Origin of the sequence: Cellulomonas gilvus ATCC 13127, assembly GCF_000218545.1 — a bacterium.
GTDB classification, from domain to species: Bacteria; Actinomycetota; Actinomycetes; order Actinomycetales; family Cellulomonadaceae; genus Cellulomonas; species Cellulomonas gilvus.
In genome coordinates, this window is sequence record NC_015671.1 from 2272434 (window position 1) to 2298644 (window position 26211).

Genomic DNA, 26211 nt, shown 5'->3' on the forward strand with positions numbered 1-26211 from the left:
TCCACCTTGTTAGTAATCACTCAATGCCACCTTGCAGGGAGCCCTCATGTCCGACACCCTCCCGGGGCCGGTCCCGGCAGCCGCCGGCCGTTCGCGGCGTCCGGTCGGCACCGCAGTCGCGCTGCTCGCGGCGTCGCTGCCCATGTTCATGGCCACGCTCGACAACCTCGTCATGACCACCGCCCTGCCCGTGCTGCGCACCGAGCTCGACGCCTCGCTGCAGGAGCTGCAGTGGATGGTCAACGCGTACACGCTCTCGTTCGCGTCGCTCATGATCGCGGCGGCCACGCTGGGCGACCGGCTCGGACGACGCCGCGTGTTCGTCGGCGGAATCGCGCTGTTCGCGCTCGCCTCGGTCGCGTCGGCCCTCGCGGGGTCGCCCGAGCAGCTGATCGCCGCCCGCACGCTCCAGGGCGTCGGCGCGGCGGCCGTCATGCCGCTGTCCCTCACGCTCCTGGCCGCCGCGGTGCCGCCCGCGCGCCGCGCCATGGCGATCGGCATCTGGGGAGCGGTGTCCGGCGTGGGCGTCGCGCTGGGCCCGGTCATCGGCGGTGCGGTGGTCGAGGGGATCTCCTGGCAGGCCATCTTCTGGATCAACGTCCCCGTCGCCGTCGTCGCGGTCCCGCTCGTCCTGCGCGCACTGCCCGAGTCGCGCGGGCGCCGGCAGCGCATCGACGTGCCCGGGCTCCTGCTGGCCGGGTCGGGCGTGCTCGCGGTGGTGTGGGCCGTGGTCAACGGCAACGACCACGGCTGGGGCTCGGGTCGCGTCGTCGGCGCTCTGGTCGCCGGCGCGGTCCTGCTCGTCGGCTTCCTGCGCCGGGAGGTCGGGACCGACCACCCGCTCGTCCCGCTCCACCTGTTCCGCGTGCGCTCGTTCTCGGTCGCCAACGGCAGCGCGTTCCTGTTCTCGGTGGGCGTGTTCGGCACGGTGTTCGTGCTCTCGCAGTACCTGCAGGTCGCGATGGGCTACAGCCCGCTCGAGGCCGGGCTGCGCACGCTGCCGTGGACCGCCGCGCCGATGCTCGTCGCGCCCGTCGCCGGGCTCCTCGCACCGCGCCTCGGCGTCCGCCCGCTGCTCACCACCGGGCTCGCGCTCCAGGCCGTGGGACTCGCGTGGATGGCGGCCGTCGTCAGCCAGACCTCGGGCTACGCGGACATCGTCCCGGGCCTCGCGCTCGCCGGCATCGGCATGGGCCTGACGTTCGCGCCCGCCGCGACCGCCGTGCTCGCCGACATGGCACCGGACGACCACGGCACCGCGAGCTCGGTCAACGCCACGCTGCGCGAGGTGGGCGGTGCGATCGGCGTCGCCGTCATCGTGGCCGTGTTCCAGGCGGCCGACGGCACGCTCACCCCGGACGGCTACGTCCAGGGCCTGCAGCCCGCGGCGTTCGTGGGCGCCGCGACCGTCGGCGTCGGCGCACTGGTCGCGGCCCTCATGCCCCGCGCCACCGGGCGTCTGGCGGGCACGGTCGTCTCGACCGGCGAGGTGCAGCACGCGCCCACCGACGTCGCCCCGCAGCACGACGACGAGCCGGTGCTCGCGGGCCGCTGACCCCGGACGCGCCAGGAGGCGGGACCCTGCTGGGTCCCGCCTCCTGGCGTACGTCGGTGAGGTCAGGGACGCTCGCCGTGCTCCTCGTCGCCCTCGCCCGGGCGCCGGTAGGGGTCCGCATCGCCCGCGTAGGTCGCCGCGGCAGCGAGCCGCTGCACCTCCGCGTCCCGACGAGCGGCCGCGGCCAGCGCCTCCTCGAGGTGCGCCGCCGTCTCCGGCACCGCGTCGAGGTGGAACGCGAGCGTCGGCGTCAGCCGGATCCCGGTCTGCTTGCCGACCTCGGACCGGATGATGCCCTTGGCGGACTCGAGCGCCTTCGCGCTGTCCGCGCGCGCCTCGTCGTCGCCGAGCACCGTGTAGTACACGTCCGCATGCTGCAGGTCGCCGGTCACCCGGACCTCGGTGACCGTCACGAACCCGAGCCGCGGGTCCTTCACACGCGTGTCGAGCATCTGCGCGACCACCTGCTGGACCCGCTCGGCCAGCTTGCGCGCCCGTCCGGTATCTGCCACCAGATCTTCCTTCCGCTAGGACCGGCCCGACCACCGCCCGCCCTCGGCGCCGCCGGGGAGAGCGGAGGGCGTCGGGGCCCTCGAGAGAGGACCCCGACGCCCGAACCGGTCAGGACCGGGGCTTCTCCCGCATCTCGAACGTCTCGATGATGTCCTCGAGCTGCAGGTCGTTGTACGAGCCGAGACCGATACCGCACTCGTAGCCCTCGCGGACCTCGGTCGCGTCGTCCTTGAACCGCTTGAGCGACTCGATCGTGAGGTTGTCCGCGATGAGCTTGCCGCCGCGCAGCACGCGCGCCTTGGAGTTCCGTCGGATCTCCCCGGAGCGCACGATCGAGCCGGCGATGTTGCCGAACTTCGAGGAGCGGAAGATCTCGCGGACCTCGGCGGTGCCGAGCTGCGCCTCCTCGTACTCCGGCTTGAGCATGCCCTTGAGCGCGGCCTCGACGTCGTCGATCGCCTGGTAGATGACCGAGTAGAAGCGCACGTCGACGCCCTCGCGGTCGGCCAGCTCCTCGACGCGCTCGGCGTACTTGACGTTGAACCCGATGATGATCGCCGAGTCGACGGTCGCGAGGTTGACGTCGTTCTGCGTGATCGCACCCACACCGCGGTGGATGACGCGCAGCTCGACCTCCTCGCCCACGTCGATCTTGAGCAGTGCGTCCTCGAGCGCCTCGACGGCACCGGACACGTCACCCTTGATGACCAGGTTGAGCGTCTCGACCTTGCCCTGCGCGAGCGCCTGCGTGAAGTCCTCGAGGCTGATGCGCTTGCGACGCTTGGCCAGGAGTGCGGCACGCTCGGCGGCCTCACGCTTCTCGGCGATCTGGCGGGCCGTGCGCTCCTCGGGCGCCACCAGCAGGGTGTCACCCGCGGACGGCACCGAGGCCAGGCCGAGCACCTGGACGGGACGCGACGGACCCGCCTCGGTGACGGTCACGCCGTGCTCGTCGAACATCGCACGCACGCGGCCGTAGGCCGTGCCCGCGACGATCGCGTCGCCGACGCGCAGCGTGCCGGACTGGACCAGGACGGTCGCGACCGAGCCGCGGCCCTTGTCGAGGTTCGCCTCGATGGCGACGCCGCGCGCGTCCTTGTCCGGGTTGGCGCGCAGGTCGAGCGCGGCGTCCGCGGTGAGCAGCACCGCCTCGAGCAGCTCGTCGATGCCCATGCCCTGCTTCGCGGACACGTCGACGAACATCGTGTCGCCGCCGTACTCCTCGGCCACCAGGTTGTACTCGGTGAGCTGCTGGCGGATCTTGGCGGGGTTGGCCCCCTCCTTGTCCACCTTGTTCACCGCGACCACGATCGGCACGTTCGCGGCCTGCGCGTGGTTGAGCGCCTCGATGGTCTGCGGCATCACGCCGTCGTCCGCCGCGACCACGAGGATCGCGATGTCCGTGACCTGGGCACCACGCGCACGCATGGCGGTGAACGCCTCGTGACCCGGGGTGTCGATGAACGTGATGGGACGCTCGCGGCCCTCGTGCTCCTTGGTGACCTGGTAGGCACCGATGTGCTGCGTGATGCCGCCGGCCTCGCCCGCGACGACGTCCGTCGAGCGGATCGCGTCGAGCAGCTTGGTCTTTCCGTGGTCGACGTGACCCATGACGGTGACGACCGGCGGACGCGGGGCGAGGTCCTCGTCGGACTCGCCCGCCTCCTCGGCCTCCAGGTCGATGTCGAAGGCCCCGAGCAGCTCGCGGTCCTCCTCCTCGGCGGAGACCATCTCGATGACGTAGCCGAGCTCGGTGGCCAGCGCGCCGAACGTGTCCTCGTCGAGCGACTGCGTCGCGGTGGCCATCTCACCGAGGTGGAACAGCACCGTGACGAGCGACGCCGGGTTGGCGTCGATCTTGTCCGCGAAGTCGTTCAGCGACGAGCCGTGACGCAGGCGGACGACGGTCGAGCCGTTGCCGCGCGGGACCTGCACGCCGCCGAGCGACGGCGCCTGCATCTGCTCGAACTCCTGGCGCTTGGCCCGCTTCGACTTCCGGCCACGGACGGGACGACCGCCTGCGCGGCCGAACGCACCCTGCGTCGAGCCACGACCGGCACCGCCGGGACGACCGCCACCGCCGCCGGGGCGACCGGCGAAGCCGCCGCCACCACCGGCACCGGGCGCACCGCCACCACCGGGACGACCGCCGTAACCGCCGCGACCGCCGCCCGCGCCACCGGCACCACCCGGGCGCGCGGGACGCTCACCGGGACGGCCGACGCCCGAGGACGTGCGGCCGGGCATCATGCCGGGGTTGGGACGCGGGCCGCCGGGACGCGGCGCCGGACGGGGACCGCCGGGGCGGTCGGTCGCGGCGGCGCCGGGAGCGGCGGCCTCGGCACGGCGCTCGCCGGGCCGGGGCATGCCCTGCGAGGGCGCGAAGGGGTTGTTGCCCGGACGCGGCCCACCGGGACGCCCGCCGGAGCGGTCGCCGCCGGGACGGTCGCCGCCGCCACCGGGACGGGGCATGCCCTGCGAGGGCGCGAACGGGTTGTTGCCGGGACGGCCCGCGGGACGCGGCGCACCGGGACGCGCACCGGGTGCGGCCGGGCGGCCGCCCGTGCCACCTGCTGCGGGCTGGCGCGGCGCCGCCGGAGCGGGCGCCGGGGCCGAGGGTGCCGGCGCCGCGGGTGCGGGCGTCGCGGCGGGGGCCGACGGCGTGGCGGCGGCCGGGCGGGCCGGCGCCGGGGCGGCCGGAGCGGGTGCGGCCGGAGCCGCGGGTGCGGCAGCCGCGGGTGCCGGGGCGGCGGGCGCCGGCGCAGCCGGACGGGCCGCTGCCGGGGCAGCCGGACGCGCCGGGGCCGGTGCCGCGGAGGCACCCCCGGACGCGGGGTAGACGTCGCGCAGCTTGCGCACGACGGGCGGCTCGATCGTCGAGGACGCCGAACGGACGAACTCACCCATCTCGGTGAGCTTCGTCATGATGGTCTTGCTGTCGACCCCGAGCTCTTTCGCGAGCTCGTAGACGCGAAGCTTGGCCACTTCTCTCCTGTCTCGGTCCGCCCGAGACAGGGTCGGACCGTCGTTAGTGCTGGGTGCTCATGGCAGGGCACTCATCGGTGCGTGCTCATCGGGAGGCCATCGGCTTCCAACCCGCTTCCTTCATCGACGGTCGACGCCGGGGAGACCGGCGCCGTGACCTGCTGCTCGAGGTGGTCCCGCACGGCAGTGGCGTCGGGGGGCTCCTGCAGCCGCAGGGCCCGCCCGAACGCGCGACGGCGCGTCGCGAGCTCGAGACAAGCAAGTTCGGGGTGCAGCCAGGCACCCCTGCCCGGCATCCGGCGGCCGACGTCCACGACCAGCGCGGGCGAACCCGCGGGGGACGTGGCGGCGACCACCCTCAGCAGGGCGGATCGTGGTCCGGTGGCTCGGCATCCCACGCACGTGCGCACCGGGCCCGACGACGTCCGCGCCGAGGCGTCGGAGGAGTCGAGGGGACCCGTGGTTGCACGCGAAGCCGCGCGCGGGGACTGCCGGGCGTCCGGCCCAGCCTCCAGGAGTCTACCCCCGCGGCGGCTCACCGCGCCCCGCTCACGCGTCGGCGGGCCCCGCCGGCGCCTCGGCGTCCGAGCGGATGTCGATGCGCCAGCCCGTGAGCTTCGCGGCGAGGCGGGCGTTCTGGCCCTCCTTGCCGATGGCCAGCGAGAGCTGGTAGTCGGGCACGACGACACGTGCGGCGCGTGCGGCCTCGTCGACCACCGTGACCGAGACCACGCGCGCGGGCGACAGCGCGTGCGCGACCATCTCCGCGGGGTCGTCCGAGTGGTCGACGATGTCGATCTTCTCGCCGTGCAGCTCGGCCATGACCGCGCGCACGCGGCCGCCCATCGGGCCGATGCACGCGCCCTTGGCGTTGACGCCCGCGACGTTGGCGCGCACGGCCATCTTGGTGCGGTGTCCCGCCTCACGCGCGAGCGCCGTGATGTCGACCGTGCCGTCCGCGACCTCGGGCACCTCGAGCTCGAACAGCTTGCGCACCAGGTTGGGGTGCGAGCGCGACAGCGTGACCTGGGGCCCACGCGAACCGCGCGCGACCTCGAGCACGTAGCCGCGGATCCGCTCGCCGTGCACGTACTGCTCGCCCGGCACCTGCTCGTGCGGCGGCAGCACGGCCTCGGTGCCGCCCACGTCCACGAGCACCACGCGCGGGTCGGGGCCCTGCTGGATCACCCCGCCCAGGACCTCGCCCTCCTTGCCGCGGAACGTGCCCAGCACCTGGTCGTCCTCGGCGTCGCGCAGGCGCTGCACGATCACCTGGCGCGCGGTCGCGGTCGCGATCCGCCCGAAGCCCGCGGGCGTGTCGTCGAACTCGGGCGCCTCGGCGACGGGCTGCCCGTCCTCGTCGGCCGCGGGCGTCTCCCGGGCCCACACGGTCACGTGCCCCGAGCGGCGGTCCAGCTCGACGCGCGCGCGCTGGTGCGCACCGGGCGTGCGGTGGTAGGCGGACAGGAGCGCCTGCTCGATCGCCTCGACCAGCACGTCGAGGCTGATCTCACGCTCGCGCTCGAGCGAGCGCAGCGCCTGCATGTCGATGTCCATCAGCTCTCCAGTCCGGCGTCGTCCGCGCCGTCGTCGTCAGCGGGGCCGAGCCCCGCCAGGTCCACCTCGACGCGTGCCTCGGTCACGTCCCCGAACGGGATGGTCACCGGCGCGCCGATCTTCGGCGGGCGTCCCTTGACGCCCGGTGTCACGGGGACGACGACGATGCCGTCGTCCGTCAGCTCCTGCAGGCGTCCGGTCGTGGTGCCGGACGCGGTCCGCACCCGGACGGCCCGGCCGACGGCGCGCGCGTAGTGGCGGCGCTCCCGCAGCGGGGCGTCCGCACCGCGTGTCCCGACCTCGAGCGTGTACTCCCCCGCGACGGGGTCGCTCGCGTCGAGCGCATCGGAGATCGCGGACGTCGCGTCGGCGACGCGGTCCAGGTCCAGCTCACGCTCGTCGTCCTCGGCGAGCCCGAGCGACACCTCGACCACCTGCCGACCACCGGCCCGGCGGACGTGCACGTCCTCGACCACGAGCCCGAGGGCCGTCACGGCCGGCTCGATCACGTCCTTCACCCGCTGCGTCGGTGCGACCACGACCAGGACCGCCTCCCTTCGCCTGTGCGGGGCCGGCGCGTGCGCGACCCGTTTGTGGTCACCCAGCGTAACGAGTTCCCGGGCTCGCGGAGCGCAGTGCCCGGGCGCACGGGGCCCGCATGGCAGGATCGCCCGCGATGACCACGCCTGACGCCGCCCGATCCACCCGCACCGACGTGGCGGGCGTCACGTCCGCGCGCCTCGGTGCGGCGCTCCTCGCCGCGCTCGTGGCCCTGGTCCTGGCGGGTTGTGGGCTGCGCCCCGAGACCCCGCCCCCGGTCGAGCCGTCGCCGGACGCGGTCGAGCAGGTGCGCGGACGCACCGTGGCGGACGCGCTCGAGATCGCCGACGCCGCGACGTCCGCCGCCGCCGGGGCGGACGTGGACGACGAGCTGCGCGCGCTGCTCGAGCAGGTCGCGCAGGTCGCCGACCAGCACGCCGAGCAGCTCGGCGGCACCTACGACTCGGGCCTCCCGCGTCCCGAGGTCACCCCGACGTCGGCGCGCGCCGCCGTGCTCGCGACCCCGGCGGACGTGCTCGGGATGCTCGGCGAGGCCGCGGACGAGGCGCTGCGCGACGCCGACGCGCTCGAGGACGGCGCGCTCGCACGCCTGGTCGGTTCGGTCGCGGTCAGCCGCGCCGACCTCGGCGCGCGCCTCGCGGACGCGCTCGAGGTCGACTCCCCCGCACCCGTCCCGGCCGACGAGCAGACCGTCCCCGAGACGGTGGCGCCGGAGTCCGCCGCGCCGCTGGCCCGCGCGCACGACGAGGCCGGCTTCGCGTTCGAGGTCGTGGCCGCCCACCTCACGGGCAAGCAGCGCGCGGCCGCACGCGAGGCTGCGCAGCGCGCGCGCACGCTCGGCGCCGCATGGGCCACGGCGGCCGGGATCGCCGACGGCCCGCAGGACCCGCGGCTCGCGGCGTACGCGCTGCCGGTGGGCCTCGACGACGACGCCGTGCTCGACCAGCTCGAGCGCACGGTGCTCGGCGGTGTCGCCGACGCGTACGCCGCCGCGCTCGCGCGCGAACCCGCGGGCGGCCGCGTGGCCTACCTCGACGGTCTGCTGCGCGCGGTCACCGACGCGCGCGCGGCGGGCGCGGCGGCCGCCGCCTTCCCGGGGCTGCCCGAGCAGGCGGAGGCCGCCGCCTCCTGACCGTCCGCGTCAGGCCTGCGCGTTGGCGGAACCGGTCAGCAGCGCGCTCACCCGCGCCGCGACCTCGTCGACCACGTCCGCCACGGGCACCTGGACGCTCTCGCCACCGACGCGCGGCCGCACCTCGACCACGCCGTCGGCCAGGCCCCGGCCCACGACCACCACGAGCGGGACGCCGAACAGCTCGGCGTCGGCGAACTTGACGCCCGGCGAGACCTTGGGCCGGTCGTCGTACAGCACCTCGACGCCGCGGTCCGCGAGCGCCCGCGCGATGTCCTCCGCGGCGGTGAACACCGCCGCGTCCTTGCCGGTCGCGACGACGTGCACGTGCGCGGGTGCGACGTGCGCGGGCCAGGCCAGACCCTTCTCGTCGTGGTGGGCCTCGGCGAGCGCGGCCAGCACACGCGTGACCCCGATGCCGTACGAGCCCATGGTCACGACCTGCGCCTTGCCGTTCTGGTCGAGCACCGTCAGGCCCAGGGCCTGGGCGTACTTGCGTCCGAGCGCGAAGATGTGGCCGATCTCGATGCCGCGCGCGAGCTCGAGCGGACCCGACCCGTCGGGCGCGGGGTCGCCCGCGCGCACCTCGGCGGCCTCGACCGTGCCGTCGGCTGTGAAGTCGCGCCCGGCGACCAGGTCGAACACGTGCCGGCCGGGCACGTTCGCGCCCGTGATCCAGCGGGTGCCCGGCACCACGCGCGGGTCCAGCAGGTACCGCACCGCGGTCCGCTCGGCGCCGTCGGCCACGGGCGCGTTGGGCCCGAGCACCGCGGGACCGATGTAGCCGCGGACCAGCTCGGGGTGCGCCGCGAAGTCCGCGTCACCCGCGGCCTCGACCTCGGCCGGCGCGACGGCGGCCTCGAACCGCTTGAGGTCGACCTCGCGGTCGCCCGGCAGGCCGACCACGACGAGCTCGCGCTCGCCGGTGGGGTGCACGAGCGCGAGCACGACGTTCTTCAGCGTGTCGGCCGCGGTCCACGCGCGGTCGGGCCGCGCGAAGCGCTCGTTCGCGAGCGCGACGAGCGAGTCGATCGTCGGCGTGTCCGGCGTGTCCTCGACGTGCGCCGCGGGTGCGTCGTCGTACGGCAGCGCGTCCGGGACGACGGTCGTCACGGCCTCGACGTTCGCCGCGTAGCCGCCGGCCGAGCGCACGAACGTGTCCTCGCCGATCGCGGTCGGCGTCAGGAACTCCTCCGAGCGGGATCCGCCCATGGCGCCCGACGTCGCGGCCACGATCACGTACTCGAGGCCGAGCCGGTCGAACACGCGCTGGTAGGCCTGGCGCTGCGCGTCGTAGGACGCGTCCAGCCCGGCGTCGTCGACGTCGAACGAGTAGGCGTCCTTCATGACGAACTCACGCCCGCGGATGAGCCCCGCACGCGGGCGGGCCTCGTCGCGGTACTTGGTCTGGATCTGGAAGATCGTGAGCGGCAGGTCCTTGTACGACGAGTACAGGTCCTTGACCAGGAGCGTGAACATCTCCTCGTGCGTGGGCGCGAGGAGGTAGTCGTTCCCCTTGCGGTCCTTGAGCCGGAAGATGTTCGGCCCGTACTCGGTCCACCGGCCCGTCGCCTCGTACGGCTCGCGCGGCAGCAGCGCCGGGAAGTGCACCTCCTGCGCGCCCGCGGCGGCCATCTCCTCGCGCACCACGGCCTCGACCTTGCCCAGCACGCGCAGGCCCAGCGGGAGCCACGTGTAGATGCCGGGGGCGGCGCGCCGGATGTAACCGGCGCGCACCAGGAGGCGGTGGCTCGCGACCTCGGCGTCGGCGGGGTCCTCCCGCAGCGTGCGGACGAACAGCGTGGACATACGCAGGAGCATGGGCCGAAGCCTAGTTGTCCGCGCCGCGTGCGACGCACGCCGTTTCCGCAGCGGCCGACGCGCTGCCGTGCGGTGCGCCACGATGTCCTCATGCCTGAGCTTCCCGAGGTCGAGGCACTCGCCGGGTTCCTGCGCGAGCGCGCCGTGGGCCGGACCGTCACGCAGGTCGGCGTGGGTGACATCGCCGCGCTCAAGACGTTCCGGCCCCCGCCGGACGCCCTGGTCGGCGGGACCGTCGTGGACGCGAGCCGGCACGGCAAGTGGCTCGACCTGCTCGTCGCGACGCCCACGGGTGAGCCGTTGCACCTGGTGTGGCACCTGTCCCGCGCGGGCTGGGTCCGGTGGTCCGACCAGCTCGCGACGACGCCCGTGCGGCCCGGGCGGTCTCCGCTCGCGCTCCGGGTCCGGCTCGACGACGGCTCGGGGTTCGACCTCACGGAGCAGGGCACCCGCAAACGGCTGGCGGTGCACGTCGTCGACGACCCGCAGCTGGTCCCGCAGATCGCGTCGCTCGGCGTCGAGCCGCTGTCCGCGCAGTTCACGCGTGAGCGGTTCGGCGAGCTGGTCACGGGGCGCAACCAGCAGATCAAGGGGCTCCTGCGCGACCAGGGCACGATCGCCGGGATCGGCAACGCGTACTCCGACGAGATCCTGCACGCCGCGCGCACGTCACCGTTCGCGCTCACCGGCAAGCTGGGCGCCGCCCAGGTGGACGTGCTCTACGCGTCGATCCGTGACGTGCTCGACCAGGCCGTCGCGGCCGCGTCGGGCAAGCCCGCCGCCCAGCTCAAGGACGCGAAGCGTCAGGGCATGCGCGTGCACGGCCGCACGGGTCAGCCGTGCCCCGGGTGGGACGGCACGCCGTGCGGCGACACCGTGCACGAGGTCGCGTTCGCGGACTCGTCGTTGCAGTACTGCCCCACGTGCCAGACCGGCGGCAAGCCGCTCGCCGACCGCCGGATGTCCCGGCTGCTGCGCTGACGCGTGCTCAGAACAGCACCGTGGCGTACGAGCCGACCTGCCGGAAGCCCACCGCGCGGTACGCCGCGATCGCACGCGCGTTGTAGTCGTTGACGTACAGCGACACGACCGGCGCGAGCTCGCGCGCGAGCTCGACCACGGCCGCCATGCCGTGCTCCGACAGGCGCACGCCCCGCCGGTCGGGCGTCACCCACACGCCCTGCACCTGGGCGACTCCCCCGGCAATCGCTCCCAGCTCGGCCTTGAAAGCGACGCGGGCCGTCCCGTCGGGCCCGGGCTCCATGCGCACGAACGACCGACCCTGCGCCACGAGCGAGCGCACGCGGGTCTCGTACGGGCCGTGCGGTCCGCTCGCCGGTGAGTAGCCGACCTCCTCGGTGAACATGCGCACGCACGCGGGCAGCACCGTGTCGTACTCCTCGGGCCGCGAGCGGCGGACCAGGGGGTCGGGTGCGCGCAGCGGCGCGTGGTCGATGACCATCGAGGGCTGGTCGTCGCGGATCTCGCGCACCCCGGGCCATGCCTGCCGCAGCCGCTCCCACAGACCCAGCACCGCGGGCGCCGGGCCCACGAGCGACGAGCACCGCCGCCCCTGCTTCGCGGCGAGGAACGCGAACGCGTCCAGCGCGGCGCCGGCCACCGCGGGATCGGCGGCGGGCACCACCGGGACCATGTTCGCGCCCGCCCAGCACACCGCGACGAGCGTCCCCGCGTGCTGGTAGCCCCACAGCGTGCCGCCCGCGCTGCGCAGCCCGACCGTGCGCGCGTGCTCCAGGCGGGCCGTGGCCAGCACCGAGCCGACGGGGTCCTGCGCACACACGCCGAGCGCGGCGACCAGGTCGACGTCGGCCAGCACGCGCGCGCCGGGACGACGCTCGAGCACCGTCGCACGCCGCGCAGCCATGGGGGGATTCTGCCTCACCCGGCCGTGGTGCGCGCCCGGCGTCAGCGGTCCGGTCGACCCTGCGTCAGCCGACCGTGACGACGGGGCTGCCCTGACCGGCCTCGACCACGTCCATCGACTCCGCGATGCGCATGGCCTCCTCGATCAGCGTCTCCACGATCTGCGACTCCGGCACGGTCTTGATGACCTCGCCCCGCACGAAGATCTGCCCCTTGCCGTTGCCCGACGCGACGCCGAGGTCCGCCTCGCGCGCCTCGCCGGGACCGTTCACGACGCAGCCCATGACGGCCACGCGCAGCGGCACCTCGAGACCCTCGAGCCCGGCCGTCACGCGCTCGGCGAGCGTGTAGACGTCCACCTGGGCGCGACCGCACGACGGGCAGGAGACGATCTCGAGCTTGCGCGGCCGCAGGTTGAGGGACTGCAGGATCTGGATGCCGACCTTGACCTCCTCGACGGGAGGGGCGGACAGCGAGACCCGGATCGTGTCGCCGATGCCCTTGCTGAGCAGCGCGCCGAACGCGGTCGCCGACTTGATCGTGCCCTGGAAGGCCGGGCCCGCCTCGGTGACGCCGAGGTGCAGGGGCCAGTCGCCGCGCTCGGCCAGCAGCTCGTAGGCCCGGACCATGACGACCGGGTCGTTGTGCTTGACCGAGATCTTGAAGTCGTGGAAGTCGTGCTCCTCGAACAGCGACGCCTCCCACACGGCCGACTCGACGAGCGCCTCGGGCGTGGCCTTGCCGTACTTCGCGAGCAGCCGCGGGTCCAACGAGCCCGCGTTGACGCCGATCCGCAGGCTCACGCCGGCATCCGACGCCGCGCGTGCGATCGCGCCGACCTGGTCGTCGAACTTGCGGATGTTGCCCGGGTTGACGCGCACCGCGGCGCACCCGGCGTCGATCGCCGCGAACACGTACTTGGGCTGGAAGTGGATGTCCGCGATCACGGGGATCTGCGACTTGCGTGCGATCTGCGGCAGCGCGTCCGCGTCGTCCTGGCTGGGCACCGCGACGCGCACGATGTCGCAGCCCGAGGCCGTCAGTGCGGCGATCTGCTGCAGCGTCGCGTTGATGTCCGTGGTGGGCGTCGTCGTCATGGACTGGACGCTGACGGGGGCGTCCCCGCCCACCTCGACCTTGCCCACCCGGATCTTGCGGGACGGGCGACGCGGGGCCAGGACGGGTACGGGGGCCTCCGGCATGCCGAGGCTGATCGGGACGCTCACCGTCCCATCTTCCCACCCCGGTGCCGTGCACATGGCGCCCAGGCGTGCGCCCACCGCGAACCGGCACGGGATCGGCACACTCCGTCACCCGTCCGGGGCGTCACGCGCACTCGATCTCGTCCCGGCGGACGGTCAGCAACCGGTCCAGGACGTCGTCGGGCACGGGCCGCTCGGGCGTGAAGCGGACCGTGCCCTTCGACAGCGCGAACCCGACCAGCTCGGGGCGCACCGCGTCGATCGCCGCCGGGCTGAACGGGTACAGGCCGATGTGCCGCGCCGCGGGCCTCACGGCGACGAGCGGCCTGCCCCGGTGGACGAGCGCGGGCATGCCGTAGCCGAGGCCGTCGACCGCGTCGGGTACGAGCGCACGCGCGCGGTCGTAGACGCGCACCACGGCGGCGCGCGTGGGCTCCTCGAGCCCCGCGAGCATGGCCTCGAGCTCGCCCGGCACGGTCAGATCCGCACGGGGTTGACGATGTCCGCGTAGATCAGCAGCACGCCCATGAGCCCCAGCACCACGAACACCCCGTACGCGAGCGGCACCAACCTCGCCGTGTCGAACGGACCCGGCCGCGGCAGCCCGCGCACCCGCGCGACCTGCCGCTTGGCGCCCTCCCAGAGCGCCGCGGCCACGTGCCCCCCGTCGAGCGGCGGCAGCGGGATCAGGTTGAACACGAACAGCGCGAGGTTGAGCGCCGCGAGCATCTCGAGCAGCCCGGCGAGCTTGTCGCCCCAGTCGATCCCGTCCGCGTCGTAGGACGCGATCTCGCCCGCGAACCGCCCGACGCCGACGATGCCGACGATGCTGTCCGTGCCGCGCTCCTCCTGGCCGAACGTGGTCTCCACCAGGTCGACCATGCGTGCGGGCAGCGTCGCGACGACGGACATCGTCTGCCACGTGCGCTCGGCCACGACCTGCGGGACCTCCCCGACGCCCGTCGGCACCATCGCGGTGGTCGGGGTCACGCCCAGGAAGCCCACAGCGCGCGCGATGGCACGCCCGTCGTCGTCCAGCACCGGCTCACCGTCGTCGTCGAGCACGGGGCGCTGCGCCAGCACCGGCGTGACCGTGAGCTCGACCTCCTGACCGTCGCGCTGCACCACGACGGGCGTGGCCTGGCCGCCCGAGGCCCGGATCAGACCCGTGAGCTGGTCCCACGACGCCACGGCGACGCCGTCGTAACGGATCACGGTGTCCCCCGGCAGCAGACCCGCGGCCGCGCCCGGGGCGGGCTCGTCCGTGGCGGTGCACGTGCGGTCCGCGGGCTCGTCGGCCGGGATGACGCACTGCGAGACGGTGCCGAGCGTCGCGGTCGTGGTCGGCACGCCGAAGCCCAGCATCACGACCGCCATCAGCACGAACGCGATGATCAGGTTCATCACGGGCCCGCCGAGCATCACGACGAGCTTCTTCGGCGTCGACAGCCGGTAGAACGCCCGGTGGTCCTCGCCCGGTCGGATCTCCTCGGCGCTCGCCGCACGCGCGTCCTGCGCGAGCCTGCCCAACCAGGTGCGCGCGGGCGGGTTGCCCACGGCCTCGGCGGGTGCGTACATGCCGACGAGCCGCACGAACCCGCCCAGCGGGATGGCCTTGACGCCGTACTCGGTCTCGCCACGCGTGCGCGACCACAGCGTCGGGCCGAACCCGACGAAGTAGTGGCTCACCCGGACGCCGAACCTCTTGGCGGGCACCATGTGCCCCACCTCGTGCAGCGCGATCGACGCGAGCAGCACGACGACGGCGATCAGCACGCCGATCAGGTACTCCACGGACCCTCCCTGGACCGACCGCGCGGGGGCGCGCGGATGCCCATCATCCACCGCGTTCCTGGGTGCGCGCCGACGACCCGCGCACGGCACGGGCCGCGCCGCGTGCGTGGCGAGTTGAAGCGGGCGGCGCCGCGGGTGAGCATCAGCAGGTGATCCGACGACGACGTGCCGACGCCGGCGACGGCCCCCCGCTGTGGGTGGACGGCGCGGCCGTCCCCCGCCCCCCGCTCGACGGCGACACCACGGCCGACGTCGTGGTGGTGGGCGGCGGCCTGACGGGCCTGTGGACCGCGTACTACCTGCTCGACGCCGACCCGGCGCTCGACGTGCTCGTCGTCGAGGCCGGCGTGACCGGCCAGGACGAGCGCGGCGTGGGTGCGTGCTCGGCGCGCGCCGGCCTCACCGCGGACGCCCTCGCCGCGCGGCACTCGCGCACGGCCGCCGCGCACGCGCGCGCGCTGCTGCGTGATGCGGTCGTCGAGGTCGGTGGCGTCGCCGCGGTCGAGGAGATCGACTGCGGCTTCGCGTTCGGCGGCGAGCTGGTCCTGGCCGCCGACGACGACGCGCTCACCCGGCTCGAGCGCCAGGCCGCCTCCGCGCAGCGCTGGGGAGACGAGACGCACGTGCTCGACGCGGCCGGACTGCGCGAGCGCGTGCTGGTCGACGACGCGGTCGGTGGCACGTGGTCGCCCGAGGCGGCGCGGCTCGACCCGGGGCGCCTGGCGCGCGGCCTGGCCGGCGTCCTGGTCGCGCGTGCGGCCCGCATCGCGGACCGCACGCCCGCGGCACGCGTCGTCGACCAGGCCGTCGTGACGCCGCACGGCACGGTCCGCGCCGCGACCGTCGTGGACACCCGGCCCGAGGCACCCGAGCTGCGTGCCTGGGCCGCGACGCTCGCCACGGCGCCGCTGCCCGACGCGACATGGGCGCGGATCGGTCTCGCGGATGCCGAGGTGCTCGCGCACGGCGACGGCCTGCGCGTCGTCCGCACCCCCGACGGGCGGCTCGTGGCCGGCCGCGCGCGACCCGGGGCGCCGCGCCTGGTCCGCGCCCTGGACGCGCTGCTGCGCCCGCCCGCGTCGGCCACGGCGCTGCACGACCTGCTCGTCGACCTGCTGCCGGTGCTGACCGACGCGCCCGTGACGCACGCGTGGCTGCGACCGCTCGCGGCCTCCGGCGCGCTGCCGTCGGTCGGCCACGTGCCGGGCGCCACGTGGGCGCGCAGCGGCGGGACCGGACCGGCCGCCGCCAACGTCGCGGGACGCACCGTCGCCGAGCTCATCACGGGCACCGCGTCCGAGCTCGCGACCGCGCCCTGGGTGCGGCGCGCCTGAACCTCTCGGTCAGCGCTGCGGTCAGCGCTGCGCGAGCAGCGCGTCGGCCCGCGTGCGTGCCCACGTCTCGGCGGCCAGCACGGCCTCGAGCGAGAGGTCCTCGGCGGCGGTCCCGGCGTGCTCGTCGAGCACGCGCTCGACCGTCGTGACGATGTCGAGGAAGCCGATCCGCCCCGCCAGGAACGCCGCGACGCACTGCTCGTTGGCCGCGTTGTAGACGGCCGGGTGCGTGGCCGACGCCGCGACCGCGTGCCGCGCGAGCCGCACGGCACGGAACAGGTCCTCGTCGAGCGGCTCGAACGTCCAGGACGTGGCCGCCGTCCAGTCGCACGCGGGCGCGACGTCCTCGAGCCGCTCGGGCCAGGACAGCCCGAGCGCGATCGGGAGCCGCATGTCGGGCGGCGACGCCTGCGCGATCGTCGAGCCGTCGACGAACTGCACCATCGAGTGCACGACCGACTGCGGGTGCACCACCACGTCGATCCGCTCCACGGGCACGTCGAACAGCAGGTGTGCCTCGATCAGCTCGAGCCCCTTGTTCATGAGCGTGGCGGAGTTGATCGTCACCACCGGGCCCATCGCCCACGTGGGGTGCGCGAGCGCCTGCTGCGGTGTGACGGCCTTCACGTCGTCCGCGGTCCAGCCGCGGAACGGTCCGCCCGACGCGGTGAGCACCAGTCGAGCCACCTCGCCCGCGGTGCCGGACCGCAGCGCCTGTGCGAGCGCCGAGTGCTCGGAGTCGACCGGCACGATCTGGTCCGGGCGCGTCGCCGCGCGCCGCACCAGGGCGCCGCCGACCACCAGCGACTCCTTGTTGGCGAGCGCGAGCGTGCTCCCGGCCCGCAGCGCCGCGAGCGTGGGCTGCAGGCCCACCGAGCCGGTCACGCCGTTGAGCACGACGTCGGCACCCTCGCCCGCGAGCTCGGTGGCCGCCGCGGGCCCGGCCAGGACCGCGACGCCGCGAGCTCCCGCGGCGGTCAGCGCGTCGCGCACCGCGGGCGCGGCGCGCTCGTCGGCGACCGCGACGCGGGCGACCTCCAGCTCGACGGCCTGCCGCGCCAGCAGCGCGGGATCCCCGCCGCCCGCCGCCAGGCCGGTCACCCGGAACCGGTCGGGGTGCCGCACGACGACGTCGATCGCCTGCGTCCCGATCGACCCCGTCGAGCCGAGCAGCACGACGCTCCGGACGCGCTCCGCGCTCACGCGCCGCGCCTCACTCGACGCCGAGCAGGACCTCGACGGCCCGCGCGACGAACGCGTCCACGGCGGGCTCGCCATAGGCGTCACTGCCCTTGCGACGGCGGAACGTGGCCGAGCGGACCTCACCCGACGTGAGCGCCGCACCCTTGTCGAAGTACGCGATCAGCCGGTGGCACAGCGCGTCGACATCCGCGGGCTCGTAGCCCTGCTCGCGGCCCTGGGGCGGCGCGAACCGGTCGCCGTCGGGTCGCCCGAGCCGGCCGTACAGCGTCCTGGCCTGCTCGCCGAGCTGCGCCATCCACGCCTGCTGACCGTGCTGCTGCACGTACTCGGCCCGCGCGCGCGCGACGAACGCGGACTCGAGACGGTCGAGCGCCGCGTCGACGGCGGCCGTCGCGTACCCGCCGCGCACCATCTCGAACCCGACGCGGCGCACGTCCTTGGCCGAGAGCGCCGTGCCCGGCCCCTTCTCGTACATCGCGCGCGCGTGGTCGAAGAACTCGTCGACCTCGTCCGGGTCGTACCCCGACCGGAAGCCCGACACCGTCCGGAACATGCCGTCGCTCACTCGTCCTCCTCCGCGGCGAGCTGGCCGCACGCGCCGTCGATGTCGCTGCCACGGGTGTCCCGGATCGTCGTCGGGATCCCGTGCGCACGCAAGCGTGCCACGAACTCCTGCTCCACCCGGGGATCGCTCGCCGTCCACCGCGAGTTCGGCACGGGGTTGAGCGGGATCGGGTTGCAGTGCACCCATCCGCGGCCGCGCGCGTTGAGCTTCTCGCCCAGGAGGTCCGCCCGCCACGCGTGGTCGTTCACGTCGCGGATCAGCGCGTACTCGATCGAGACCCGCCGGCCCGTGACCTCGAAGTAGTGGTAGGCGGCGTCGAGCGCCTCGTCGACGTCCCAGCGCGTGTTCACGGGCACCAGCTCGCTGCGCAGCTCGTCGTCCGGAGCGTGCAGCGACAGCGCGAGCGTCACCGGGATGCCCTCGTCGGCCAGCTTGCGCATCGCGGGGACCATGCCGACGGTCGAGACCGTGACGTTGCGCGCGGACAGGCCCAGGCCCTCGGGCGCCGGGGCGACGAGCGTGCGCACCGTCGCCATGATCGCCTTGTAGTTGGCCAGCGGCTCGCCCATCCCCATGAACACGACGTTCGACAGACGCGTGGGCCCGCCGGGGACCTCGCCCGCCTGCAGCGCGCGCGCCGCCTCGCGGACCTGCTCGACGATCTCGGCCGTCGACAGGTTGCGCGTCAGGCCCATCTGACCCGTGGCGCAGAACGCGCACGCGAGGCCGCACCCGGCCTGCGAGGAGATGCACAGCGTGGTGCGGTTCGCGTACCGCATGAGCACCGACTCGACCTTGGCGTGGTCGAACAGGTGCCACAGCGTCTTGACCGTCGTGCCGCCGTCCGCGGTCTGCGTGCGCGCCCTGGTGAGCAGCTGCGGGAACAGGTCGGCCACGAGCGTGTCACGCGTCGCCGCGGGAAGGTCCGTCATCGCGGCCGCGTCGGCCGTGAGGTGCGTGAAGTAGTGCGTCGCGAGCTGCTTGGCCCGGAACGGCTTCTCCCCGAGCGCGGTCACCGCGGCGACGCGCTCGTCGGGCGTGAGGTCGACGAAGTGCCGGGGCGGCTTGCCCCGGGGCCCGCGGACGGGTGAGGACAGGTCCAGGCGGACGGGGGTGGCGGGCACGGGTGACTCCGGGGGATGGACTGGGCTAGAAGCCGACGGGGGCCGGCTGCAGCAGGGTGAGGACCAGGTAGACGGCGGGCGCCGTGAGCAGGAGCGAGTCGAGGCGGTCGAGCACGCCGCCGTGACCGGGCACCAGGCGTCCCATGTCCTTGAGCTCGAGGTCACGCTTGAGCATCGACTCCGCGAGGTCGCCCAGCGTCGCGGTGACGACGGTCGCCAGGCCCAGGAACACGCCGACCAGCGGCTCACCCTCGAACGCGACCTGCACGCTCACGACCCCGACGACGCATGCGAGCACGACCGAGCCCGCGAGCCCCTCCCACGACTTCTTGGGGCTGACCGACGGCGCGAGCGGGTGCCGGCCGAGCAGCACGCCGACCGCGAACCCGCCCGTGTCGCTCGCGACGCACAGCAGGATGAAGACGAGCACGCGCGCCGGGCCGTCGGGCTCCGCGAGCATGAGCATCACGAAGCCCGCCAGGAACGGCAGGTACGCCGCCGCGAACGCACCGCCGACCACGTCACGCAGCGCGCTGTCGCCGCTGCCGTCGAGGACCCGCCACACCACGACGCCGCCGACGGTCAGCATGAACGAGACGAACAGCGCCTCCGGCCCGGCGGTGTACGACGAGACCAGGATCCCGACCGCGCCCACCAGCAGGGGCAGCAGCGGCAGGTGGATCGCGCGGCGGGTGAACGCCTGCGCGAGCTCCCACAGGCCCGCGCACACCGCGAGCACCGCCACCACGAGGAACGCCTCCTTCCTGATGAACAGGGAGGCGACCACGACGACGAGCATGCCGACGCCGACCGAGATCGCGACCGGGAGGTCACGACCCGGTCGAGACGTGGTGGGGGCGGCGAGCTGCGTCATCAGACCTCGAGCAGCTCGCTCTCCTTGGACGTCAGCAGGTGGTCGATCGTGTCCACGTGCTTCTTGGTCAGCGCCTCGAGCTCCTTCTCGGCGCGTGCGACCTCGTCCTCGCCCGCCTCGCCGTCCTTGACGATGCGGTCGAGCTCCTCCTTGGCGCGGCGGCGCACCGCACGCACCGACGTGCGCGCCTGCTCGGCCTTCGCCTTGGCGAGCTTCACGAAGTCGCGGCGACGCTCCTCGGTGAGGGCGGGCAGCACGACGCGGATGACGTTGCCGTCGTTGTTGGGGTTGACGCCCAGGTCCGAGTCCCGCAGCGCCTTCTCGACCGCCGCGGTCGCCGACTTGTCGAACGGCGAGATCAGCACCGTGCGCGCCTCGGTCACGTTGAACGACGCGAGCTGCTGCAGCGGCGTCGGCGAGCCGTAGTAGTCGACGAAGATCTTGGAGAACATCGCGGCGTTCGCACGGCCCGTGCGGATGGTCGCGAAGTCGTCCTTGGCGACCTCGATCGCCTTGTCCATCTTCTCCTCGGCCTCGAGCAGCGTCTCGTCGATCACCGGTTCTCCTCGTGCATTCGTTCGATCAGGCTCAGGACGAGTCTGCTGGTCAGTCTGCCGTGACGGACGTGCCGATCTTCTCACCCTGGAGCGCGCGGGTGACGTTGCCGACCTCCTCGAGGCCGAACACGCGCATGACCACGTCGTTGTCGCGGCACAGCGACAGCGCGGTGGCGTCCATCACGGCCAGGTCGCCCACCAGGGCGTCGGTGTACGTGAGGTGGTCGAGCTTCACGGCGTCGGGGTCCGTGCGCGGGTCCGCGCTGTACACGCCGTCCACGCCGTTCTTGCCCATGAGCACCTCCTGGCAGTGCGTCTCCAGGGCGCGCTGCACGCTCACGGTGTCGGTCGAGAAGTACGGCATGCCCGCACCCGCGCCGAAGATGACGACGCGGCCCTTCTCGAGGTGCCGGATCGCGCGCAGCGGGATGTAGGGCTCGGCGACCTGGCCCATCGTGATCGCGGTCTGCACGCGCGTGCTCACGCCCGCCTGCTCCAGGAAGTCCTGCAGCGCCAGGCAGTTCATGACCGTGCCGAGCATGCCCATGTAGTCCGCGCGGGCCCGGTCCATGCCGCTCGCGGACAGCTCGGCACCACGGAAGAAGTTGCCGCCGCCGACGACGATCGCGACCTCGACGCCGCCGCGCACCGCGACCGCGATCTCCTCGGCCACGCGCCGGACCACGTCCACCGCGAGGCCGACCGAACCGCCTCCGAACGTCTCACCCGAGAGCTTCAGCAGCACCCGGCGCCGGGGGGCGACCGTGGTCGCGTCGGTGGAAGTGTCCAGGGTCACGTCGCCTCCAGGCGGGTCGCTCACGGGCTTGCCTACGCCGGTGGCCCCGGCCCACCTGGGACCAGGGCCACCGTGCGTCGATGGTGGGATCAGGCTCCCACGCGGAAACGGACGAAGCCCGTCACCGTGCCGCCGGCCTCCGCCAGCACCTGACCGACCGACTTCTTCGAGTCCTTGGCGAACGCCTGGTCGACCAGGACGTTCTCCTTGAAGTACCCCGTGAGCCGGCCCTCGACGATCTTCGCGAGCGCGGCCTCGGGCTTGCCCTCGTTGCGGGCCGTCTCCTCGGCGATCTTGCGCTCGTTCTCGACCGTCTCGGCCGGGACCTCGTCACGCGTGAGGTACAGCGGCGAGAACGCCGCGATGTGCGTCGCCACGTCACGCGCGACCGAGGCCGCGGCCGCGTCCGTCGCGACGAGCACGCCGACCTGCGGGGGCAGGTCCTTGTTGACCTTGTGCAGGTAGACCTCGACGTGCTCGCCGGCCACGCGGGCCAGACGACGCACGACGACGCGCTCACCGAGCGTGGCGGCCGTCTCGTCGACGATGTTCTGCACGGTCGTGCCCTCGTACTCGGCCGACGTCAGCGCGTCCGCGTCGCGGGCACCCGTCGAGACGGCCGCCGCGAGCACGCGCTCGGCGAGCGAGATGAACGACTGGCTCTTCGCCACGAAGTCGGTCTCCGAGTTGACCTCGACCAGCACGCCGGTCTGGCCCTCGCCGTCGGCCGTGGGGCCGACGTGCGCCGCGACCAGACCGTCGGAGGCCGCACGGCCCTCACGCTTGCCGACGCCCTTGAGGCCCTTCACGCGGATGATCTCGAGCGCCTTGGCCGGGTCGCCCTCGGCCTCCTCGAGCGCCTTCTTGACGTCGAGCATGCCGGCGCCGGTCTTCTCGCGCAGGTCCTTGATGTCCTGGAGCGAGTAGTTCGCCATCAGTGTGTCCGTTCTTGTCGATGAAGCGATCGAAGACGTGCGGTGCTCAGGCCTGGTCGGCCGGGGCGTCGGTGGCAGCCTCGGGCGCGGCCTCGGCGGCGGGCGCCTCCTCGGCGGCCGGCGCCTCGGCCGGGGCCTCGTCGGCGGCCGGAGCGGCGGCCAGGTCGGCCTCGGCACCCGCGAGGAGCTCACGCTCCCACTCGGCCAACGGCTCGGCCTCAGCCGGCGCGCCACCCTCGGCGGCGGCCTTGCCCGAGTGACGCTTCATCAGACCGTCCGCGACCGCGTCCGCGATCACGCGGGTCAGCAGCTGCACGGCGCGGATCGCGTCGTCGTTGCCCGGGATCGGGTAGTCGACCACGTCGGGGTCGCAGTTGGTGTCGAGGATCGCGACGACCGGGATGCCCAGCTTGCGCGCCTCGTCGACCGCGAGGTGCTCCTTGTTCGTGTCGACGATCCACACGGCCGAGGGGACCTTGGCCATGTCGCGGATGCCGCCGAGCGTCTTGGCGAGCTTGTCCTTCTCGCGACGCAGGACCAGGAGCTCCTTCTTCGTCAGGCCCGAGGCCGCGACGTCGTCGAAGTCGATCTGCTCGAGCTCCTTGAGGCGCTGGAGACGCTTGTGCATCGTGGAGAAGTTGGTGAGCATGCCACCCAGCCAGCGCTGGTTGACGTACGGCATGCCGACGCGCGCGGCCTGCTCGGCGACGGGCTCCTGCGCCTGCTTCTTGGTGCCGACGAACAGGATCGACCCGCCGTGCGCGACCGTCTGCGAGACGAAGTCGTACGCGCGGTCGATGTAGGACAGCGACTGCTGCAGGTCGACGATGTAGATGCCGTTGCGCTCGGTGAAGATGAAGCGCTTCATCTTGGGGTTCCAGCGGCGGGTCTGGTGCCCGAAGTGGACACCGCTCTCGAGCAGCTGGCGCATGGTCACGACGGCCATGGCACTTCCTTCCGTGGCGCACCGCTCGGCGGGGCGCACGTCAGGCGGGCCGCCGTTCGTGCCGGGTCCGTGCGGACGTCCGGCGGGCGGTCCCGCAGTTCGGTTGTCGGCGCCGGCGGATGCCGGAGCCCCTGGTGCCCTGGCGTCCCGCACCGGCCGGGAAGGACCCGACCGGACCACGCGGAGGACGCCCCGGATCCACCGCCGCGAACGGCGGCGTCCCGGAGGAGGGCACGCGAAGTCGACCAGCTCTCGCCGGTCGCGCGTGAAGTCTACCCGACGCGTGCGGCCCCCTCGGCCACAGCCGTGCGTCCCACCCGACCCCGGCCCGCACGCGCGGCCGCGCGTCCCCCGACATCGCGGCCGGACGCGGTGCGCGACCTCCCGCGGCCGCGAGCATCGGTGCCATGTCCACGTCGCGCCCCGCCCCGCGCACCCGCTCCGGCGTGGGTCCGGGGCGCACCGGACCTGCGGTCCGACGGGGCGTGGTCGCCGCGCTCCTGGCCTCGGTCGTCGCGGCATCGCTGTCGACCGCCGCGGCCGTGCCCACGCGACCTGCCACGGTCGCGACGTCGGCGGCCACCTGGGTGCTCCCGGTCGCGGGTGCGCACGTGCTGCGCGCGTTCGACGCACCGCCCGCGCCGTGGGCGGCGGGCCACCGGGGCGTGGACCTCACGGCGACGACGGGCGGTCCGGTCGCCTCCCCCGCGGACGGCGTGGTGGCGTTCGCGGGTCCGGTCGCCGGCCGGCGCGTGCTCACGATCCGGCACGCCGCGGGTCTGACGACCAGCCTCGAGCCCGTGCGCGCGGACGTCACCGTCGGCACGCACGTCCGCGCGGGAACACCGGTGGGCACGGTCGAGGGCGGCCCGCACTGCGGCGGCACGCCCTGCGTGCACTGGGGCGTCCGCACGGCGCCGGACAGCTACCTGGACCCGATGCTCCTGATCGACCCGGGCGGGCCCGTGGTCCTGCTGCCCGTCGGCTGACGTCAGATGCGCTCGGCGTCGACCAGTCGGGTGCGCAGGCGGGTCATCGCCGCGGTGTGCATCTGCGAGATGCGCGACTCCGTGACGCCGAGCACGCGGCCGATCTCGGCCAGGGTCATGCCCTCGTAGTAGTAGAGGACCACGACGATGCGCTCGCGCTCGCCGAGCTGCTCGATCGCGCGGGCCAGCAGGTGCACCGTCTCGGCGTCGGCGAGCGTGCCCGCCGGGTCGTCGATGCGCTCGTCGCACAGCGTGTCGCCGAGCGAGACGCCGCCCGCACGGTCCTCGCCGCCGAGGAGCTCGTCGAGCGCCGCCATGTTGGACGTCGCGAGCTGGGAGTTGACGTTGCGCAGCTCCGTGACCTGGCAGCCCAGGTGCTGGGCGACCTCGGCCTCGGTCGGCGCGCGGTGCAGCGTCGCCTCGAGCTCCGCGAGCGCACGATCCACCGAGCGGGCCTTGGTGCGGACCGAGCGCGGCACCCAGTCCATGGCGCGGAGCTCGTCGATGATCGCGCCGCGGATCCGCGACGACGCGTACGACTCGAACTTCACCGCGCGGTCGAGCTGGTACTTCTCGATCGCGTCGATCAGGCCGAACATGCCGTAGGAGACCAGGTCGGCCTGCTCCACCATCGCCGGCAGGCGCATGCCCACGCGGCCCGCGACGGCCGTCACCAGCGACGCGTAGTGCAGGATCAGCGCGTCGCGGTGCTCGCGCGCACCTGTCGCCTTGAAGTCCGTCCACATCGTGGCGACGTCCGGGTCGACCGGCTCGGCACGCTGCGTGGGGACCTCGGGGAGCGCGACGACGGTCGCGAGCTCGCCGTCCAGCAGCTCGTCCAGCTCGACGTCGAGCTGACCCCGCTGCTGGGGGATGACGCCGAGGGGGGCGGTCGCGCTGCGTCCGATGACAGCCAGCGCGGCCGGGGCGTCCAGGTGGATGGTCATTCCGTGTTCCGTCCTCAGGCCCGGGGGTGTGCCTGTGCATAGGCCGAGCGGAGCCGCTCGGCAGATACGTGGGTGTAGCGCTGCGTGGTCGTGAGGCTCGAGTGGCCGAGGATCTCCTGCACGCTGCGCAGGTCCGATCCGCCCTCGAGCAGGTGGGTGGCGGCCGAGTGCCGCAGCGCGTGGGGCGCGACGTCCGCGCCGGCGGCCGTGGTCGCGCGGTGCACCACGTCGCGCACCTGGCGCTGGTCGATGCGGCCGCCGCGCGCGCCGACGAAGAGAGCGGCGCCGGCGCCCGCGAGCTCGCCCCGCACGCGCAGCCAGGCGTCCACGGCGTCGGCCGCGGGACGCCCGAACGGCACCACGCGCTCCTTGTCGCCCTTGCCGACCACGCGCAGCGTGCACGTGGCGAGGTCCAGGTCGCTCACGTCGGCGCCGCACAGCTCGCCCACGCGCACGCCCGTGGCGTACAGCAGCTCGAGCAGCGCCCAGTCCCGCACCACGAGCGGTTCGCCCGTGCGCGCGTCCTGCGCGCGCTCGTCGAGCATGCGACGCGCGGTGTCCTGCGTCAGGACCGTGGGCAGCGGGGCCGCCACGCGCGCGGTCGCGAGCCGGATCGCGGGGTCGCGCTGCACCCGGCCCGTGTGCGCGGCCCAGGCGAAGAACGTGCGGGCGCTGGCACCGCGCCGCGCGAGCGTCGCGCGGCTGCGCTGCCCGGCCGCCATCGACGCGAGCCACGCGCGCAGCACGGCCAGGTCGACGTCGGCCAGCGTGCGTGCGCCGTGCCGGGCCGCGTACGACAGCAGCGCCTCGACGTCGCCGCGGTAGGCGCGGACGGTGTGCGCGGACAGACCGCGCTGCGCCACGAGGTGCTGCTCGAAGTCAGCCAGGAGACGCACCCGAGCGGGTGTCTCCTGGGTGATCTCGGCCTCGGGCATGG

25 protein-coding genes are annotated in these 26211 nt (G+C 74.1%); 5 read left to right on the plus strand and 20 right to left on the minus strand.

From position 1 onward, the window contains the following. Window positions 1-46 precede the first annotated feature (46 nt). Complete coding sequence (locus CELGI_RS10475) at window positions 47-1555, plus strand: MFS transporter (RefSeq protein WP_013884096.1); 1509 nt, start codon at window positions 47-49, stop codon at window positions 1553-1555. A 62-nt stretch (window positions 1556-1617) separates the two neighbouring features. On the opposite strand, the gene rbfA is transcribed toward CELGI_RS10475, so the two are convergent. The 5 genes from rbfA to CELGI_RS10500 all read right to left on the minus strand — a co-directional run bounded on the left by rbfA (window position 1618) and on the right by CELGI_RS10500 (window position 7149). Then, a complete protein-coding gene (gene rbfA / locus CELGI_RS10480; protein ID WP_013884097.1) occupies window positions 1618-2067 on the minus strand; it encodes a 30S ribosome-binding factor RbfA in 450 nt (149 codons plus the stop codon). A 109-nt stretch (window positions 2068-2176) separates the two neighbouring features. Then, on the minus strand, window positions 2177-5053 hold the full coding sequence (gene infB, locus CELGI_RS10485; RefSeq protein WP_013884098.1) for a translation initiation factor IF-2: 2877 nt from the start codon (window positions 5051-5053) through the stop codon (window positions 2177-2179). A 71-nt stretch (window positions 5054-5124) separates the two neighbouring features. Further along, a complete protein-coding gene (locus CELGI_RS10490; protein WP_321572163.1) occupies window positions 5125-5592 on the minus strand; it encodes a YlxR family protein in 468 nt (155 codons plus the stop codon). A 10-nt stretch (window positions 5593-5602) separates the two neighbouring features. Further along, window positions 5603-6610: a transcription termination factor NusA gene (gene nusA, locus CELGI_RS10495; RefSeq protein ID WP_013884099.1), complete on the minus strand. Its 1008-nt coding sequence runs from the start codon at window positions 6608-6610 to the stop codon at window positions 5603-5605. Further along, complete coding sequence (locus CELGI_RS10500; RefSeq protein ID WP_013884100.1) at window positions 6610-7149, minus strand: ribosome maturation factor RimP; 540 nt, start codon at window positions 7147-7149, stop codon at window positions 6610-6612. Before CELGI_RS10500 ends, nusA begins: the two co-directional genes overlap by 1 nt. Before the next feature lie 137 nt (window positions 7150-7286). On the opposite strand from CELGI_RS10500, the gene CELGI_RS10505 reads away from it, so the two are divergent. Further along, complete coding sequence (locus CELGI_RS10505; protein WP_013884101.1) at window positions 7287-8303, plus strand: DUF4439 domain-containing protein; 1017 nt, start codon at window positions 7287-7289, stop codon at window positions 8301-8303. Window positions 8304-8312: 9 nt separating this feature from the next. Here CELGI_RS10505 and CELGI_RS10510 read toward each other — a convergent pair whose 3' ends face one another. Continuing rightward, window positions 8313-10124 carry a proline--tRNA ligase gene (locus tag CELGI_RS10510; RefSeq protein ID WP_013884102.1) on the minus strand — a complete coding sequence of 604 codons (1812 nt, stop codon included), beginning with the start codon at window positions 10122-10124 and terminating at the stop codon, window positions 8313-8315. Between the two features lie 90 nt (window positions 10125-10214). On the opposite strand from CELGI_RS10510, the gene CELGI_RS10515 reads away from it, so the two are divergent. Then, window positions 10215-11105 (plus strand): Fpg/Nei family DNA glycosylase, encoded by an 891-nt coding sequence (locus tag CELGI_RS10515; RefSeq protein WP_013884103.1) that lies wholly within the window; start codon window positions 10215-10217, stop codon window positions 11103-11105. A 7-nt stretch (window positions 11106-11112) separates the two neighbouring features. Here CELGI_RS10515 and CELGI_RS10520 read toward each other — a convergent pair whose 3' ends face one another. From CELGI_RS10520 to CELGI_RS10535, 4 genes are all read right to left on the minus strand, one after another. After that, a complete protein-coding gene (locus tag CELGI_RS10520) occupies window positions 11113-12009 on the minus strand; it encodes a GNAT family N-acetyltransferase (RefSeq protein ID WP_013884104.1) in 897 nt (298 codons plus the stop codon). A gap of 64 nt (window positions 12010-12073) precedes the next feature. Next, on the minus strand, window positions 12074-13234 hold the full coding sequence (gene ispG, locus CELGI_RS10525; RefSeq protein ID WP_013884105.1) for a flavodoxin-dependent (E)-4-hydroxy-3-methylbut-2-enyl-diphosphate synthase: 1161 nt from the start codon (window positions 13232-13234) through the stop codon (window positions 12074-12076). Window positions 13235-13334: 100 nt separating this feature from the next. Then, window positions 13335-13685, minus strand: a complete 351-nt coding sequence (locus CELGI_RS10530) for an iron chaperone (RefSeq protein WP_013884106.1) — start codon at window positions 13683-13685, stop codon at window positions 13335-13337. 2 nt (window positions 13686-13687) lie between these two features. Further along, window positions 13688-15004: a M50 family metallopeptidase gene (locus CELGI_RS10535; RefSeq protein WP_013884107.1), complete on the minus strand. Its 1317-nt coding sequence runs from the start codon at window positions 15002-15004 to the stop codon at window positions 13688-13690. Window positions 15005-15153: 149 nt separating this feature from the next. Here CELGI_RS10535 and CELGI_RS10540 point away from each other — a divergent pair, with 149 nt between their 5' ends. After that, the gene (locus CELGI_RS10540) at window positions 15154-16338 is read left to right on the plus strand and encodes an NAD(P)/FAD-dependent oxidoreductase (RefSeq protein ID WP_013884108.1); all 1185 of its coding nucleotides are present in this window, start codon (window positions 15154-15156) and stop codon (window positions 16336-16338) included. Between the two features lie 21 nt (window positions 16339-16359). On the opposite strand, the gene dxr is transcribed toward CELGI_RS10540, so the two are convergent. From dxr to rpsB, 8 genes are all read right to left on the minus strand, one after another. Continuing rightward, window positions 16360-17541 carry a 1-deoxy-D-xylulose-5-phosphate reductoisomerase gene (gene dxr, locus CELGI_RS10545; RefSeq protein ID WP_013884109.1) on the minus strand — a complete coding sequence of 394 codons (1182 nt, stop codon included), beginning with the start codon at window positions 17539-17541 and terminating at the stop codon, window positions 16360-16362. 10 nt (window positions 17542-17551) lie between these two features. Further along, window positions 17552-18106, minus strand: a complete 555-nt coding sequence (locus CELGI_RS10550; RefSeq protein ID WP_013884110.1) for a DivIVA domain-containing protein — start codon at window positions 18104-18106, stop codon at window positions 17552-17554. Continuing rightward, complete coding sequence (rlmN, locus tag CELGI_RS10555) at window positions 18103-19230, minus strand: 23S rRNA (adenine(2503)-C(2))-methyltransferase RlmN (RefSeq protein ID WP_013884111.1); 1128 nt, start codon at window positions 19228-19230, stop codon at window positions 18103-18105. The genes CELGI_RS10550 and rlmN overlap by 4 nt, the downstream gene beginning before the upstream one ends. 25 nt (window positions 19231-19255) lie before the next feature. Beyond that, on the minus strand, window positions 19256-20104 hold the full coding sequence (locus CELGI_RS10560) for a phosphatidate cytidylyltransferase (protein ID WP_013884112.1): 849 nt from the start codon (window positions 20102-20104) through the stop codon (window positions 19256-19258). Then, complete coding sequence (gene frr / locus CELGI_RS10565) at window positions 20104-20661, minus strand: ribosome recycling factor (RefSeq protein WP_013884113.1); 558 nt, start codon at window positions 20659-20661, stop codon at window positions 20104-20106. The genes CELGI_RS10560 and frr overlap by 1 nt, the downstream gene beginning before the upstream one ends. Window positions 20662-20710: 49 nt before the next feature. Next, window positions 20711-21457: a UMP kinase gene (gene pyrH / locus CELGI_RS10570; protein WP_013884114.1), complete on the minus strand. Its 747-nt coding sequence runs from the start codon at window positions 21455-21457 to the stop codon at window positions 20711-20713. Window positions 21458-21546: 89 nt separating this feature from the next. After that, the gene (gene tsf, locus CELGI_RS10575; protein ID WP_013884115.1) at window positions 21547-22392 is read right to left on the minus strand and encodes a translation elongation factor Ts; all 846 of its coding nucleotides are present in this window, start codon (window positions 22390-22392) and stop codon (window positions 21547-21549) included. A gap of 46 nt (window positions 22393-22438) precedes the next feature. After that, window positions 22439-23338 (minus strand): 30S ribosomal protein S2, encoded by a 900-nt coding sequence (gene rpsB, locus CELGI_RS10580; protein WP_013884116.1) that lies wholly within the window; start codon window positions 23336-23338, stop codon window positions 22439-22441. Window positions 23339-23745: 407 nt separating this feature from the next. On the opposite strand from rpsB, the gene CELGI_RS10585 reads away from it, so the two are divergent. Continuing rightward, entirely contained in the window at window positions 23746-24327 is a 582-nt protein-coding gene (locus tag CELGI_RS10585) for a murein hydrolase activator EnvC family protein (protein ID WP_013884117.1), read from the plus strand. A 2-nt stretch (window positions 24328-24329) separates the two neighbouring features. Here CELGI_RS10585 and CELGI_RS10590 read toward each other — a convergent pair whose 3' ends face one another. Together CELGI_RS10590 and CELGI_RS10595 are read right to left on the minus strand one after the other, a co-directional pair. Next, window positions 24330-25274 carry a FliA/WhiG family RNA polymerase sigma factor gene (locus CELGI_RS10590; RefSeq protein WP_013884118.1) on the minus strand — a complete coding sequence of 315 codons (945 nt, stop codon included), beginning with the start codon at window positions 25272-25274 and terminating at the stop codon, window positions 24330-24332. A 14-nt stretch (window positions 25275-25288) separates the two neighbouring features. Further along, window positions 25289-26209 (minus strand): tyrosine recombinase XerC, encoded by a 921-nt coding sequence (locus CELGI_RS10595; RefSeq protein ID WP_013884119.1) that lies wholly within the window; start codon window positions 26207-26209, stop codon window positions 25289-25291. Window positions 26210-26211: the final 2 nt, after the last annotated feature.